The following is a 12,975-nucleotide window of genomic DNA, read 5'->3' as shown; positions in this document are numbered from 1 at the left end:
ATCATGGAAAAAACCACTCTCAACGTACAAGGCATGTCCTGCGGTCACTGCAAAGCGGCCATCGAATCGGCAGTCAAAGAAGTCGGTGCGTCCGACGTCACCGTCAACCTGGAAGCGGGCACCGTCGATGTGACGTACGACACCGCCAAAGTCGACCTGCAAAAAGTCAAAGACGCCATCGAAGACGCAGGCTACGATGTCGCGTAAAGCACAGGAAAAGCGGCTCTGCTGATCGACTAGCAGAGCCGCTTTTGCGTGTCGACAGGGTGACAGTTCGCTGTGGTTGCTGATGGGAAGGCGGGAGGGTCTGCCGGATTCGAACATCGGCTTTTGCGTGTCGACAGGGTGACAGTTCGCTGTGGTTGCTGATGGGAAGGCGGGAGGTCTGCCGGATCAGGACATCGTTTTTCCTTTTTGTCTGCATGCGAAAAACGTAGTGCGGACAAGATAGGTGAACCGTGATTTACAACGTGTCTGATTTCGTTGGAATTTGGCGAAATACTGCCGTTGAGCAGATGCTGATCGCGTGGTATATTTAGTTTCGTCGCCACGGCGCGACACACGAAAGAAACGAAACGCACGACAGATTGCATCATGGAGAGATGTCCGAGCTTGGTCGAAGGAGCACGATTGGAAATCGTGTAGGCGGGAAACCGTCTCAGGGGTTCGAATCCCCTTCTCTCCGCCATCGTGGCGGTGTAGCTCAGTTGGCTAGAGCATTCGGTTCATACCCGAAGGGTCGGGGGTTCAAGTCCCTCCGCCGCTACCACTTTCTTTACAATTTTTATATGGAGAGATACCAAAGCGGCCAACTGGGGCGGACTGTAAATCCGTTGCGAAAGCTTCGAAGGTTCGAATCCTTCTCTCTCCACCATGTACATGGGGGTATAGCTCAGTTGGTAGAGCACCTGCCTTGCAAGCAGGGGGTCAGCGGTTCGAATCCGCTTATCTCCACCATGTATTCCTCGATAGCTCAGCTGGTAGAGCGCCCGACTGTTAATCGGATGGTCACAGGTTCGAATCCTGTTCGAGGAGCCACGCCTTTTTAGCTCAGTAGGTAGAGCGCATCCATGGTAAGGATGAGGTCATCGGTTCGATTCCGGTAAAAGGCACCAACTAGCGGATGCGCCCAGGCGAGACAACGCCGACACTTGCGCATCCGTGCGCTGCGGAAGTGGCTCAGGGGTAGAGCATCGCCTTGCCAAGGCGAGGGTCGCGGGTTCGAATCCCGTCTTCCGCTCCAAACACACAAAGCGTCTCCGAGATCTCTTGGGGGCGTTTTTCTTCGTGTTTATATATCTGATAATTTCAAATAATTGTATTTGCGAAACAGTCTGCGAATCCTTTAGAATGAATAGTAGAAAGAGGCAATTGAGGGGATGTGCCGGGGATGGGGAACAAGGGGTTATTTGCAGCGGGCGTGCTGGCGATGGCGGCGGTGGCAGCCATTTGGTTGTTGATGCCAAAAGCCCACGGAGAAACCGCGTTGATGGTCACAAATAAAGTGGAGAAGCGGCCGACGCACCTGTTGCGGGTGGCCACGTATAACATACACATCGGCAAGGACATGCAAAACAAACTGAATCTCGCAGGTACTATCGAGACCCTTCGCGAGACGGACGCCGATCTGATCGGTCTGCAAGAGGTGGAAAAGAACGGGCCGCGCACGCATTTTACCGATCAAGCCAAAGAGATTGCCACCGCACTCGGCATGAACTATCGATTTGAACACGGACTGAAAGTCGGCCCGTTCGAGTTTGGCAACGCGCTGCTCTCCCGCTACCCGATCCTGTCGGTGGAGCGCATCGAACTGCCGAGCAAGCATGAGAACCGTGTCGTGCTGCTCGCCAAAGTCGATGTCGCCGGCAAAGAGACAAACGTGTTGGTGACCCACCTCGGCCTGCAAACGGACGAACGGAAGCGAGACGTCCTTTTGATCGACGAACGTCTCGCCAACCTGCAAGGCCCGACGCTCCTGCTCGGCGACTTCAACGCGCCTGCTCAGGCGCCGGAGATGGCTCCGTGGTTCCAGCGGTTGGCCTCGGTCACCGACCAGCCGCTCGAGACGTTCCAGGGGCTCGGACAGATCGACCACATTCTCGCCACAGCCGACTGGGACGTGCGCAAGGTGTTCACTGTCGAAAGCACCGCTTCCGACCATCTGCCGCTGGTGGCCGAACTGAGATGGAAGCCCGATCTTCAACAAGATCTGTAAGGATCAGACATAAAAACCCCCTGCTTCTCATATAGAGAACAGGGGGTTTGATTTTTTACATCACCATGATCTTTTCGCGGAGATTGGTCTCGACGACGTTTTGCATCTTTTGCAGCGATTCGGTCGCTGCCAAGAAGTCGCCGCGGCCTTTGTGGATCTCGCCGACCAGCGCGTAGGACTTGGTCAGCTGACCGATCATGTCGTGCTTTTTGAACAGTTCAATCGACTTTTCCGCAAATTCCAGCGCGGTCTCGAACTCTTCTTGCGCCAGTTTGATCTTGGCGATGGTGCGGAAGACGTAGGCGCGTTCACGCAGATCGCCTTCCATCAGGTTCAGCGCTTCGTTGGCGTGGTTCAGCGCGTCTTCGAAACGGCCTTCTTTGAGCAACAGGCGGCCCATCTCGGTGTGCACGTTCGCGAGGTCAAGCGATGCGCCGTGCTTGGTGAAGCCTTCCATGCACTCTTCCAGCAGGTTGAGCGCTTCTTCGGTCTTGCCTTCTTCGCCTTTGATGATCGCGAGGTTGACCTTGCATTCAAAAGAGGCTTTGACATAGTTGAGCGATTTGAAGATCGCGATGGCGTCTTGCGTGTGCTCGATCGCTTTCTTGTAGTTTTTCATCTCTTTGTTGGCGTGGCCGAGGCCGTTGTAGGTCTCGCCGATCAACTTGAGGTAGTTGGTGCCTTGCAGGAGCTGGTAGGACTCGGTGTAGTAGGTCAGCGCTTCTTTATAATCGCCGAGCTTGAGGTTGACCATGCCGAGGTTGGTGATGACGAACGCTTTGGTCGAGACGTCGATGCCTTCGACGCGCGCGAGGATCTGGTAGGCTTTTTTCCAATGGAATTGAGCCAGCAGCAGGTTTTCCTTGCGCAGTTGGATCACGCCGAGCTTGTTCAGCGCCAGAACGGCCGTGTTGTGCTCGCCGCCCCGGATCGCGCTGTCGAGCACGCTTTCAAAAAGCTCCGTCGCGCGTTCGAACTGTTCGACATGCAGGTAGCAGTTTGCCAGATCGAACGAGATGTTCGTCAACTGCAGGTGCGGTGCCGGATTTTCCAGCAGCTCTTCGAGGAGCTGAATGGCGCGGTCGTACTCACCGGATTCCATAAATGCCTTTGCCAGCTTGTAGGTGCTGGTCTGCTCGAGCTTGGTCTGCATGTCGGTCAAGAAGTAGTCAACCGAAACTTCCAGTTTTTCCGCAATCGCGCAAAGCAATTTATGAGACGGATTCGCTTTGTCCGCTTCAATTTGAGAGATCATGCTGGGCGTTACCATGCCGGAGCCCAGGTCGCTTTGAGTGAGACCCTTCAAAATGCGCAGTTCCTTGATTTTCTGTCCCAGTGATGTAGTCATAGGGGTTACCCTCCCACCCGAAAGTCTGATTTAATTGAGTCAGCCTCTTCATTTTACTACAGAGCTCGGTTGAAGAAAAGAGGAAGACCAATCATATCATGAAATGTGATCACGTTTTAAATATTATACAGGTTATACATTTTTCCTGAACAATATACCAGATGATTCCGTTCACTGTCCAGTAAAGTCATGGAAAAACACTGCATAATTATAAAATTGTAAGCGGGTGACCACGAGAGAGGGGGCTTGTACGCATGGAACGACCACATCCGTCGCTCTATCAGCTGTCGACGACCGCAACGACGCGCATCAACGGGTGGGATGCCGTCTCCGCCGCGATCGGTGTCTCCCAGACGGTGTACCCGGCGGCAAGGCCAAACGCGGTGGTGCTGGCGAGGCCTGATTATTTTCCGGAGTCGCTGGCGGCGACCCGGCTGTTGCACCCGTTTCACGCTCCGCTGCTCTACACCGAATCACAGGCGTTGGAAGAGGAGGTCAAGCGGGAACTGGTGCGCCTCTCACCGGGCGGCAACGGTCTGCCAGGTCAGGTGATCGTCGTCGGAGCGGTGCATGCTCAGATCCTGCACGACATCGATGAACTGGGATTTACGTCTTGGCATCTGATCGGCCATGACCTGTGGGACACGGTCGACCGGATCGCGGAGTTGGACGTCGGCGTCGATCCGCGAGATGTCCTTCTCGTCTCGGCCCATCCGTTGGCTGGCGGTGTGGTGGCGGGCGGCTATGCGGCGCACAAGGGCAGCCCGATCCTGTTCGCCACCGAGCGGGGTCTGTCGCCGTCGGCCACCGCCTATCTGCGCCGCCATCCGCGCTCACGGGTGTTTGTCATCTGCCCGGAAGCGTATCTGCCCCGCACGCTGACCAGCGATGTGCGGTTGCTCGGATCCAAGGTCGAGGGCTGGATCGGCGGCGGCGATCCCTATGAGGTGGCCGGCGCGTTTGCCAAGTTTCGCCACAGCAAGTCGGGAGTCGGCTGGGGCCGTCGCGAACGGAGCGGAGCGGCGGTGACGCTGGTGCCGACGGAAAACTGGCCGTTTGGCGTGGCAGCTGCGGCGCTGTCGTCTGTCGGCAAACAGACGCCGCTGCTGCTGACCAAGCGGGAATCGCTGCCCGGGCAGACGGAAGACTTTTTGAATCGGTTGCGACCGCGCCTTGAGATCGGCGGGTTTCCGCAGACGCACGGATTTTTGGTCGGCTCGCTCGATGTGATCTCCTATCCGGTGCAGATGCGGATGCATCAGGCGCTGACGAGAGCAGACTGAGGAAGATGCTGTAATAGATGGAAGAAACTCGTCCGTGCGGCGTAGGCGAAGACAAGTTGGGCATCCTCTTTAGCAAACGAGTCAGAGGAGAGGATGTGTCCAGATGATCAAAAGCAAAGTCATGCGATGGATGGGTGCAGGAGGCGGCGTGCTGTTGGCGGCGGGACTGATGCTTGGCTCCGGAGCTTTGGTCAAAAGCGCGGAGGCAGGTCCACAGGTGTCCTCACGTCAAGGGGCGACGGCTCCTGATTTTGCGTTGACAGATTTTCAAGGCAAGCAGCAATCGGTCAGCCAGTTCAAAGGCAAGCCGGTGGTGGTGAATTTCTGGGCGTCTTGGTGCGGGCCGTGTCGGGAGGAGATGCCGGAACTGGCCCGGGCGGCCGATCATTGGCAGGGAAAGGCGGCTTTTTTGGGCGTCAATCTGACGGAGCGCGATTCCGTGCCGGTGGCCGCTTCCTTTTTAGAGAAATATAAGGTGGCCTATCCGAACGTGCAGGACGACAAAGGACAGGCGGCCGACCTCTATGACATTTTTGTCATTCCGACGACGGTGGTGATCGACAAAAACGGGCAAGTGGCCGCCCGCATTCAAGGTCCTGTCTCTGAAAAACAATTGGATCAACTTTTGCAAAAGCTGTTATAAAAGGATCTCTTCCGGTTATACTGGTAATTCGTAGGAACCGGAGAGGGGGCAACACCTTGGAACGGTATGTGATCATCGGCGGCGATGCGGCCGGGATGAGCGCCGCGATGCAGATCCGGCGGGCTCACCCGGATGCGTCGGTGACGGTCATCGAAAAAGGCGGCACTTATTCATACGCGCAATGCGGACTGCCCTATCTGGTCGGCGGCTGGATCCCGTCGCCTGACATGCTGATCGCACGGCGCTTGGAGACATTTCGGGACAAGTACAACCTGGATGCCCGCACGTATCAGGAAGCGACCGGCATCGACCCGTCCGCCCGGACGGTGCACGTGCGAGACCTGCAAGCAGAGAGCGAGTCGGACGTGCCGTTTGACAAGCTGTTGATCGCCACCGGCGGCTCTGCGGTGGTGCCAAAGGACTGGGACGGCACCGATCTCGGCGGGGTCTATGCGCTGAAGACGATCCCGGATGCAGAGCGGATCATCGCTTTTGCAAAAGAGCCGGATGTCCGGCGCGTGGTCGTCGTCGGCGGAGGCTACATCGGCCTTGAGATGGCGGAGGCGTTTCACGCGCTGGGCAAAGAGGTGCGCGTGCTGAACCGGGGGGAGCAAGTGGCAGGTCCTTGGGATCTGGAACTGGCAGGTCTCGTCTCGGCGGAGTTGGAACGAAACGGCGTGACGGTGACGTACGGGGTCGAGGTGACCGGTCTGTCCGGTGCAAACGGCCGCGTGACGTCGGTCGAGACCCGGTCGGGCTCGTATCCGGCCGATCTCGTCCTGATCGCGGTCGGCATCCTGCCAAACAGCGGGATCGCCAAACAGGCCGGGATCACACTCGGTCTGCAAGGCGGCATCGAGGTCAACAAACGGATGGAGACCAACCTGCCGGGGATCTATGCGGCGGGCGATGTCGCGTTGCAATACCATCGCTTGAAAAAACGTCTCGACTACATCCCGCTCGGCACGCATGCCAACAAGATGGGACGGATCGCGGGCAAGCAGATGGCGGGTCTTGGCGGCGTGTTTCAAGGGGTGCTCGGCACGGCGATCCTCAAGGTATTCGATCTGCAGGTCGGGCGCACGGGTTTGTCCGAAGGGGAGGCCCTCAAAGAGGGGATCGAGGTGGAGACGGTGACGATCAAAACGCTCGATCACGCCGGATACTACCCGGATGCCAAATCGCTGACGGTCAAACTCGTGCTGCGCAAGTCGGACGGCGTTCTGCTCGGCGGTCAGGCGGTCGGCCCGTCCGGGGTCGACAAGCGGATCGACGTGCTGGCCACGGCGCTGTGGCAGGGGATGACGGGCGAGGAACTGCTCGATCTCGACCTGTCCTACGCGCCGCCGTTCAACGCGGTCTGGGACCCGCTGCAACAGGCGGCGAGACGATTCAAATAGAGAGGAGGGGCCGATGGCAGATCGGCTTCTCTTTGCGTGTTTTGTTGCGAAAAATGACAACATTCCTCGACTGCATAGAGGTTTTGTCGAGGGGGAAGGAATCGTTTTGCCAGCAGTAGAAATGGGTAGCCAAGCAGAGAATTTTTACCTCTAGGGAGGGAGTCAGATGAGTTTGACTGTCAGCACAGAAGTGCGAGGCGATACGCTGATCGTGCGGCTCGAAGGGGAGCTGGATCACCACACGGCAGAGCAAGTGCGAACCACGGTGGAGGGAGAGCTCGACCGCGGATTGACCCATAATCTGGTGATGAATATGGAAGGGCTGCACTTTATGGATTCTTCCGGTCTCGGCATGATCTTGGGCCGTTACAAACGGGTGACGGGGGCAGGCGGGCGAATGACGCTGTGCGCTGTCAATGACCAACTGATGAAACTGTTCGAGATGTCCGGTCTGCTGAAGATCGTCCGCATTTACCCGAACGAATCTGTTGCGTTGGCCGAGACGGGGGTGGCGTAAGGGATGCAGGCGTCGAACTACATGGAACTGAAATTTTCTTCCCGCTCCGAAAATGAATCGTTTGCGCGCGTGGCGGTGGCGGCGTTTGTGTCGCAGCTCGACCCGACGGTCGAGGAGTTGACCGAGATCAAGACGGTCGTCTCCGAAGCGGTGACCAACGCGATCATCCATGGCTACGAGGACGGGGACGGCATGGTCACCATCTCATGCAGCATCATCGGCGGTGCGGTGGAAGTGATCGTCGAGGACCAAGGGCAAGGCATCGAAGACCTCGATGAGGCGCGTCAACCGCTGTACACGTCCAAGCCGGAGTTGGAACGCTCGGGCATGGGCTTTACGATCATGGAGAACTTCATGGACGAGATCGACGTCGTGTCGCGCACGGGAGTGGGCACCCGCGTGCGGATGCGCAAAACGTTGAAAAGTCCAACGATGGCAGAGCACTAAGAAGAGGTGCCTATGGAAAAAACTTCAACCCCGCATCAGAAATATACGGACGAGCAGGTCAAAGCCCTGATCGCCAACTCGCAGGCGGGTGACGGGTCGGCCCGCGAAGCGCTGATCGTCTCAAACCAGCGTCTGGTCTGGTCGGTCGTACAGCGATTTCTCAATCGCGGGTACGAGGCGGACGATCTGTTCCAGATCGGGTGCATCGGCCTGATGAAGGCGATCGACAAATTTGACCTTTCCTACGATGTGCGTTTCTCCACGTATGCGGTGCCGATGATCATCGGCGAGATCCAGCGATTCCTGCGTGACGACAGCACGGTGAAGATCTCCCGTTCGCTGAAGGAGACCGCACGTCAAGTGCGGCGCGCCCGCGACGATCTGGCCAAAAAACTCGGCCGTCAACCGCATATCAACGAGGTCGCGCAGGCGCTCTCGATGGAGCCCACTGAAGTCGTGTTTGCGCTGGAAGCGATGCGCCAACCGGCATCCATCCACGAGACGGTGTTTGAGAACGACGGCGATCCGATCTATCTGATGGACCAGATCTCCGACGAATCGCAAAACAAATGGTTCGACAAGGTGGCGCTGCACGACGCGCTGCAAAGGCTACCGGAGCGGGAGCGGTTGATCGTGTTCCTGCGCTTCTTCCGGGACAAGACACAGGCGGAGGTAGCCGAAGTGCTCGGCATTTCACAGGTGCAGGTGTCGCGGCTTGAGAAGAAGATATTAGGGATGATTCGCGATCAATTGGGTTAAGAGGCCGGAACTCGGTTCATACTAAAGGGCAAAGATCGCACAGTTGCGAGGTGCTTTATTGTATGAAGACGATAATCCGGCCGGGCAGGTCGCGGGCGTATTGGCTCATGATCGCCTTGCTGTTGCTCGTGGCGGTCAGCGCGGGCAGCTATTGGTGGTACGGGCAAGGCGCGGTCAAGTACGACCGCATCACAAACGCCAAACGCGTGTAAAAAAGAGCAGGTGCTCCTCCACGGGAGGGGTGCCTGCTTTTTCGCGTTTTCCGGCGGTGTGAAAAACTTGCCAACCGTTTGCAGACATAGGGGCAGGGCGGAGATGGAAACCTTAAGGACAGATGGTTAAGGGGGAATGCTTTGTGAAGCAAGGACCGAAGGACAAAGTGGCGTACAAAAAAATGGCGCAGCGGCACACGCCGAAAAAACCGGTGATGGCCAATTGTATCAAAGCTTTTTTGGTCGGCGGCATGATCTGTTTGCTCGGTCAGTTTCTACAGGGGTTCTACATCGCTTATTTTGGTTTTAACGAGCGTTCGGCGTCCAATCCGACGGTGGCGACGCTGGTGTTCATCGCCGTGCTGCTGACCGGATTGGGCGTGTACGACCGCATCGGTCAGTGGGCGGGCGCGGGGTCTGCGGTGCCTGTCACCGGGTTTGCCAATGCGATGTCGTCCGCAGCGTTGGAGCACCGCAGCGAAGGCTACGTGCTCGGCGTCGGCGGTCAGATGTTCAAGGTGGCAGGACCGGTCATCGTCTTTGGCACGGTCGCCGCGTTCTTTGTGGCGTTGATCAAACAGATACTCACCATGCTGAGTTGACGAGAGAGGAGGGGAATCACATGCCTTTGATGGGAAAGCAAACCTGGCACTTCCCTTCCGCGCCGGTTCTGCTGGCCACCGCTGCTGTGGTCGGTCCGAAAGAAGGAGCAGGGCCGCTGGGGGAAGATTTTGATACGGTGCATCCGGACAACTATATCGGACAGGACTCCTGGGAGAAGGCGGAGCGGCGGCTGATCGAAGAAGCCTGTCAGACCGCGCTGCAAAAAGCGGACATCAGCGGGGACAAGGTCGATGTGCTCTACGCGGGCGATCTGCTCAATCAGATCATCTCGGCCAACTTTGCCGCCCGCACGCTCGGTGTGCCGTTTCTCGGGCTGTTCGGAGCGTGCTCGACGTCGATGGAATCGCTGGCGCTGGCGGCGATGACGGTCGATGCCGGATATGCTGACACGGCGCTGGCCGCCACCTGTTCGCACAACTCGACGGCGGAGCGGCAGTTCCGCTATCCGACCGAGTACGGCGGGCAAAAGCCGCCGACGGCGCAGAGCACGGTGACCGGATCGGGAGCAGCGGTAGTCGGCAAGGGCGGGGTGGGGCCGCGCGTCACGCATGCCACCATCGGAAAAGTGGTGGATCTGGGGATTACCTCGCCGTTTGAGATGGGCGCGGCGATGGCCCCGGCGGCGGCCGACACGATCTCTCGCCATTTCCGGGACACGGGCCGCACGCCGGAGGACTATGATCTGATCGTCACCGGCGACCTGGCGCGGGTCGGGCACAAGATCTGCAACGAGCTGTTGGAGCAGGAAGGGTTTTATCTCGGAGACCGCTTTAAAGACTGCGGCATCCTGATCTATGACCCGGATCAGGAAGAAGTGTTTTCCGGGGGGAGCGGTTGCGGCTGCTGCGCGGTGGTGACGTACGGGCATCTGTTGAAGCGGATGGAGAAAGGCGAACTCGAACGCATCCTCGTCATCGCGACCGGGGCGTTGCTCTCGCCGGTCTCGACGCAGCAGGGCGAGTCGATCCCTTGCGTGGCGCACGCGGTCTGCATCGAGAGGGGGAGCGGCAGTGGAGATTGACATACAGTTTCTGTGGGCGTTTCTTGTCGGCGGCGGCATCTGCGTGATCGGGCAGTTGCTGATGGATCTGACGACGCTCACGCCGGCGCACGTGATGACGATCCTCGTCTGTACGGGGGCGGTGCTGGACGGATTTGGTTTGTATGAACCGTTGATCAAATTTGCCGGAGCCGGAGCTTCGGTGCCGATCACGTCCTTTGGCAACGCGCTGGTGCACGGCGCAATGGCCGAGGCGCAACAGCACGGTTTGATCGGCATCATCACCGGCATATTTGAAGTGACATCGGCGGGGATCTCCGCCGCTATCGTGTTCTCGTTTCTGGCTTCGCTGATCTTTAGGCCGAGAGGGTAGACTATCTTGCGACCGAAGGAGTGATGAGAAGATGTACAACACCCAAGAATCATCCGAACCGCGCAAAGTCATTTTGGTCACGGACGGCGATCAAGTTGCACGCAAGGCGGTGGAACGGGCGGCTGCCGATGCAGGCTGCCGGGTCATCTCCCGCTCCTCCGGCAATCCCACGCCGCTGAGCGGCGAGCAGATCGTCCGGCTGGTCCAGCACGCCAAACATGACCCGGTCGTCGTGATGTTTGACGACAACGGGGACGGCGATTTTGGATTTGGCGAAAAGGCGTTGGAGTATCTTGTCAAGCACCCGCAGATCGACGTGCTCGGGGCGATTGCAGTCGCGTCAAACACTCCGTTTGTCGAAGGCGTGCATGTAGATTTCTCTATCGACCAGAACGGGCGCATGATCGAAGATGGGGTGGACAAGGACGGCATCCCGGTCAAGACCGGCGAAGCGGTCGTCTACGGCGACACGGTCGATGTGCTCGCCGAGTGCGAAGTGCCGGTGATCATCGGCGTGGGCGACATCGGCAAGATGCAGGGCAAAGACCATTTTTTGAAGGGGGCCCCGGTCACCAAACAGGCGATCCTGGAAATTCTGAAACGGAGTGGATACTCGCATGGCTCAGATCAAACGAAACACTGACATTCCGCCGACCAAGCAAGAGTTGCCACTGGAGAAGAAGCTGTCCGAAAACCTGAAGTTCTTTGAACGCGCGCTCGGGATCGGCAAGAGCTTTGACATGATCAACCGGGAGATGACGTTTGCCGGGCATGACTTTGCGTTTTTGTACATCAACGGCTTTGTGAAGGACAACATCGTCGACGACATGCTGCGGTCGTTGTCGCATCTCAAACGAGAGCAGATCGCGGTCGACACGGTGGAAAAACTGTTCCATACGTATCTCGGGCACACGCAGGTCGAACTGGTGGAGACGAGCGACAAGGTGGTCGCGGCCGTCCTGACCGGGCAGACGGCGGTGTTGATCGACGGCTTTGAAAAAGCGTTTCTGATCGACGCCCGCACGTTCCCGGCCCGCTCGCCACAGGAGCCGGAGTTGGAGCGCGTCGTGCGCGGCTCCCGCGACGGCTATGTGGAGACGCTGGTGCACAACACGGTGCTCACCCGCCGCCGCATCCGCGATCCGAGACTGCGATTTATCAACATGAAGATCGGAACGCGCTCGATGACAGACATCGCCATCGCCTATCTGGAAGACGTGGCGGACGACCATCTCGTCGAAGAGATCCGCACGCGGCTGTCCGGGATCGAGGTGGACGGGCTGCCGATGGCGGAAAAGACGGTCGAGGAGTGGCTGACGCAGCGCAACCGTTGGAATCCGTACCCGTTGGTCCGCTATACGGAGCGGCCGGACGTGGCGGCGGTGCATCTGCTGGAAGGCCACATCCTGATCTTTGTCGACACGTCTCCGAGCGTGATGATCACGCCGGCGACGTTTTTCCATCACGTGCAGCACGCCGAGGAGTTTCGGGAAAATCCGATGACCGGTCTCTGGGTGCGGTGGGTGCGTTTTTTGGGGATCTTTGCGTCCCTGTTCTTTATCCCGATGTGGATCTTGTTTACGCTGATCCACCGGGAGTGGCTGCCGGCAGGACTTGCGTTTCTCGGACCGGATGACATCGGGGCGATCCCGATCATCCTTCAGTTCCTGTTCGCGGAGCTCGGGATCGACCTGATGCGGATGGCGGCGATCCATACGCCGACGCCGCTCGCCACCGCGATGGGCTTGATCGCGGCGGTGCTGATCGGCGATATCGCCGTCAAGGTCGGGCTGTTTGCCCCGGAGACGATTCTCTATCTGGCGGTCGCCGCCATCGGGATGTTTGCGACGCCAAGCTACGAGCTGTCGATGGCCAACCGGATCACGCGCGTCTTTTTCGTGCTCTCCGTGGCGTTTTTGGACTGGTACGGGCTGGCGGCGGCGTTCGCGGCGTGGTTTATCATCCTGGCCCGCACCAAGTCGATCACGCGTCCGTATTTCTGGCCGCTGGTGCCGTTCAACCTGAAGGCGCTGCTGTCGGTCGTGATGCGCGCGCCGGTGCCGTTCAGCAACGTCCGTCCGTCGTTTGTCCGTCCGAAAGACAAAGACAGACAACCGAATTAAACACCGTGCGGCAGGCAGGTGCGGAACTTGC

16 protein-coding genes and 7 tRNA genes are annotated in these 12,975 nt (G+C 58.3%); 22 read left to right on the top strand and 1 reads right to left on the bottom strand.

The window, feature by feature from the left end; genetic code table 11:
- Positions 1-3: 3 nt before the first annotated feature.
- From copZ to OS242_RS03895, 9 genes are all read left to right on the top strand, one after another.
- Positions 4-207: a copper chaperone CopZ gene (copZ, locus tag OS242_RS03935; RefSeq protein WP_267150330.1), complete on the top strand. Its 204-nt coding sequence runs from the start codon at positions 4-6 to the stop codon at positions 205-207.
- Positions 208-596: 389 nt separating this feature from the next.
- A tRNA-Ser gene (locus OS242_RS03930) sits at positions 597-688 on the top strand.
- A 4-nt stretch (positions 689-692) separates the two neighbouring features.
- Positions 693-769, top strand: a tRNA-Met gene (locus OS242_RS03925).
- 21 nt (positions 770-790) lie between these two features.
- Positions 791-874, top strand: a tRNA-Tyr gene (locus tag OS242_RS03920).
- Positions 875-881: 7 nt separating this feature from the next.
- A tRNA-Ala gene (locus tag OS242_RS03915) sits at positions 882-957 on the top strand.
- 5 nt (positions 958-962) lie between these two features.
- Positions 963-1,038 (top strand) — tRNA-Asn (locus OS242_RS03910).
- Position 1,039: 1 nt separating this feature from the next.
- Positions 1,040-1,115 (top strand) — tRNA-Thr (locus OS242_RS03905).
- A gap of 53 nt (positions 1,116-1,168) precedes the next feature.
- Positions 1,169-1,243, top strand: a tRNA-Gly gene (locus tag OS242_RS03900).
- Positions 1,244-1,390: 147 nt separating this feature from the next.
- A complete protein-coding gene (locus tag OS242_RS03895) occupies positions 1,391-2,215 on the top strand; it encodes an endonuclease/exonuclease/phosphatase family protein (RefSeq protein ID WP_267150329.1) in 825 nt (274 codons plus the stop codon).
- Between the two features lie 55 nt (positions 2,216-2,270).
- On the opposite strand, the gene OS242_RS03890 is transcribed toward OS242_RS03895, so the two are convergent.
- Positions 2,271-3,563, bottom strand: a complete 1,293-nt coding sequence (locus OS242_RS03890; RefSeq protein ID WP_267150328.1) for a helix-turn-helix domain-containing protein — start codon at positions 3,561-3,563, stop codon at positions 2,271-2,273.
- Between the two features lie 254 nt (positions 3,564-3,817).
- Between OS242_RS03890 and OS242_RS03885 the strand changes: the two genes are divergently transcribed.
- From OS242_RS03885 to OS242_RS03825, 13 genes are all read left to right on the top strand, one after another.
- Positions 3,818-4,846 carry a cell wall-binding repeat-containing protein gene (locus OS242_RS03885; RefSeq protein WP_267150327.1) on the top strand — a complete coding sequence of 343 codons (1,029 nt, stop codon included), beginning with the start codon at positions 3,818-3,820 and terminating at the stop codon, positions 4,844-4,846.
- A 103-nt stretch (positions 4,847-4,949) separates the two neighbouring features.
- Positions 4,950-5,489 carry a TlpA family protein disulfide reductase gene (locus OS242_RS03880; RefSeq protein ID WP_267150326.1) on the top strand — a complete coding sequence of 180 codons (540 nt, stop codon included), beginning with the start codon at positions 4,950-4,952 and terminating at the stop codon, positions 5,487-5,489.
- A gap of 56 nt (positions 5,490-5,545) precedes the next feature.
- Entirely contained in the window at positions 5,546-6,889 is a 1,344-nt protein-coding gene (locus OS242_RS03875; protein ID WP_267150325.1) for an FAD-dependent oxidoreductase, read from the top strand.
- A gap of 13 nt (positions 6,890-6,902) precedes the next feature.
- Positions 6,903-7,043, top strand: a complete 141-nt coding sequence (locus OS242_RS03870) for a hypothetical protein (RefSeq protein WP_267150324.1) — start codon at positions 6,903-6,905, stop codon at positions 7,041-7,043.
- Between the two features lie 12 nt (positions 7,044-7,055).
- Positions 7,056-7,406, top strand: a complete 351-nt coding sequence (gene spoIIAA / locus OS242_RS03865; protein WP_267150323.1) for an anti-sigma F factor antagonist — start codon at positions 7,056-7,058, stop codon at positions 7,404-7,406.
- A gap of 3 nt (positions 7,407-7,409) precedes the next feature.
- Positions 7,410-7,853: an anti-sigma F factor gene (spoIIAB, locus tag OS242_RS03860; RefSeq protein WP_267150322.1), complete on the top strand. Its 444-nt coding sequence runs from the start codon at positions 7,410-7,412 to the stop codon at positions 7,851-7,853.
- Positions 7,854-7,865: 12 nt separating this feature from the next.
- The gene (gene sigF / locus OS242_RS03855) at positions 7,866-8,612 is read left to right on the top strand and encodes an RNA polymerase sporulation sigma factor SigF (protein WP_267150321.1); all 747 of its coding nucleotides are present in this window, start codon (positions 7,866-7,868) and stop codon (positions 8,610-8,612) included.
- Positions 8,613-8,674: 62 nt separating this feature from the next.
- On the top strand, positions 8,675-8,824 hold the full coding sequence (locus OS242_RS03850; RefSeq protein ID WP_267150320.1) for a hypothetical protein: 150 nt from the start codon (positions 8,675-8,677) through the stop codon (positions 8,822-8,824).
- Positions 8,825-9,006: 182 nt separating this feature from the next.
- Positions 9,007-9,426, top strand: coding sequence for a stage V sporulation protein AC (gene spoVAC / locus OS242_RS03845; protein ID WP_267150428.1), 420 nt, complete (start codon positions 9,007-9,009; stop codon positions 9,424-9,426).
- 20 nt (positions 9,427-9,446) lie between these two features.
- Positions 9,447-10,469, top strand: coding sequence for a stage V sporulation protein AD (spoVAD, locus tag OS242_RS03840; RefSeq protein WP_267150319.1), 1,023 nt, complete (start codon positions 9,447-9,449; stop codon positions 10,467-10,469).
- A gap of 1 nt (position 10,470) precedes the next feature.
- On the top strand, positions 10,471-10,821 hold the full coding sequence (gene spoVAE / locus OS242_RS03835; RefSeq protein ID WP_267150427.1) for a stage V sporulation protein AE: 351 nt from the start codon (positions 10,471-10,473) through the stop codon (positions 10,819-10,821).
- A 31-nt stretch (positions 10,822-10,852) separates the two neighbouring features.
- Entirely contained in the window at positions 10,853-11,464 is a 612-nt protein-coding gene (locus OS242_RS03830) for a stage V sporulation protein AE (RefSeq protein ID WP_267150318.1), read from the top strand.
- Positions 11,439-12,944, top strand: a complete 1,506-nt coding sequence (locus OS242_RS03825; protein WP_267150317.1) for a spore germination protein — start codon at positions 11,439-11,441, stop codon at positions 12,942-12,944. The genes OS242_RS03830 and OS242_RS03825 overlap by 26 nt, the downstream gene beginning before the upstream one ends.
- Positions 12,945-12,975 lie beyond the last annotated feature (31 nt).

The organism is Tumebacillus lacus (assembly GCF_026410385.1).
GTDB classification, from domain to species: Bacteria; Bacillota; Bacilli; order Tumebacillales; family Tumebacillaceae; genus Tumebacillus; species Tumebacillus lacus.
This window is presented reverse-complemented; position numbering and strand designations above follow the sequence as displayed.

Coding starts and splice junctions, on each gene's coding strand:
- copZ (WP_267150330.1), top strand. CDS start 4: ATGGAAAAAACCACTCTCAACGTACAAGGCATGTCCTGCGGTCACTGC.
- OS242_RS03895 (WP_267150329.1), top strand. CDS start 1,391: ATGGGGAACAAGGGGTTATTTGCAGCGGGCGTGCTGGCGATGGCGGCG.
- OS242_RS03890 (WP_267150328.1), bottom strand. CDS start 3,563: ATGACTACATCACTGGGACAGAAAATCAAGGAACTGCGCATTTTGAAG.
- OS242_RS03885 (WP_267150327.1), top strand. CDS start 3,818: ATGGAACGACCACATCCGTCGCTCTATCAGCTGTCGACGACCGCAACG.
- OS242_RS03880 (WP_267150326.1), top strand. CDS start 4,950: ATGATCAAAAGCAAAGTCATGCGATGGATGGGTGCAGGAGGCGGCGTG.
- OS242_RS03870 (WP_267150324.1), top strand. CDS start 6,903: ATGGCAGATCGGCTTCTCTTTGCGTGTTTTGTTGCGAAAAATGACAAC.
- spoIIAA (WP_267150323.1), top strand. CDS start 7,056: ATGAGTTTGACTGTCAGCACAGAAGTGCGAGGCGATACGCTGATCGTG.
- spoIIAB (WP_267150322.1), top strand. CDS start 7,410: ATGCAGGCGTCGAACTACATGGAACTGAAATTTTCTTCCCGCTCCGAA.
- sigF (WP_267150321.1), top strand. CDS start 7,866: ATGGAAAAAACTTCAACCCCGCATCAGAAATATACGGACGAGCAGGTC.
- OS242_RS03850 (WP_267150320.1), top strand. CDS start 8,675: ATGAAGACGATAATCCGGCCGGGCAGGTCGCGGGCGTATTGGCTCATG.
- spoVAC (WP_267150428.1), top strand. CDS start 9,007: ATGGCGCAGCGGCACACGCCGAAAAAACCGGTGATGGCCAATTGTATC.
- spoVAD (WP_267150319.1), top strand. CDS start 9,447: ATGCCTTTGATGGGAAAGCAAACCTGGCACTTCCCTTCCGCGCCGGTT.
- OS242_RS03830 (WP_267150318.1), top strand. CDS start 10,853: ATGTACAACACCCAAGAATCATCCGAACCGCGCAAAGTCATTTTGGTC.
- OS242_RS03825 (WP_267150317.1), top strand. CDS start 11,439: ATGGCTCAGATCAAACGAAACACTGACATTCCGCCGACCAAGCAAGAG.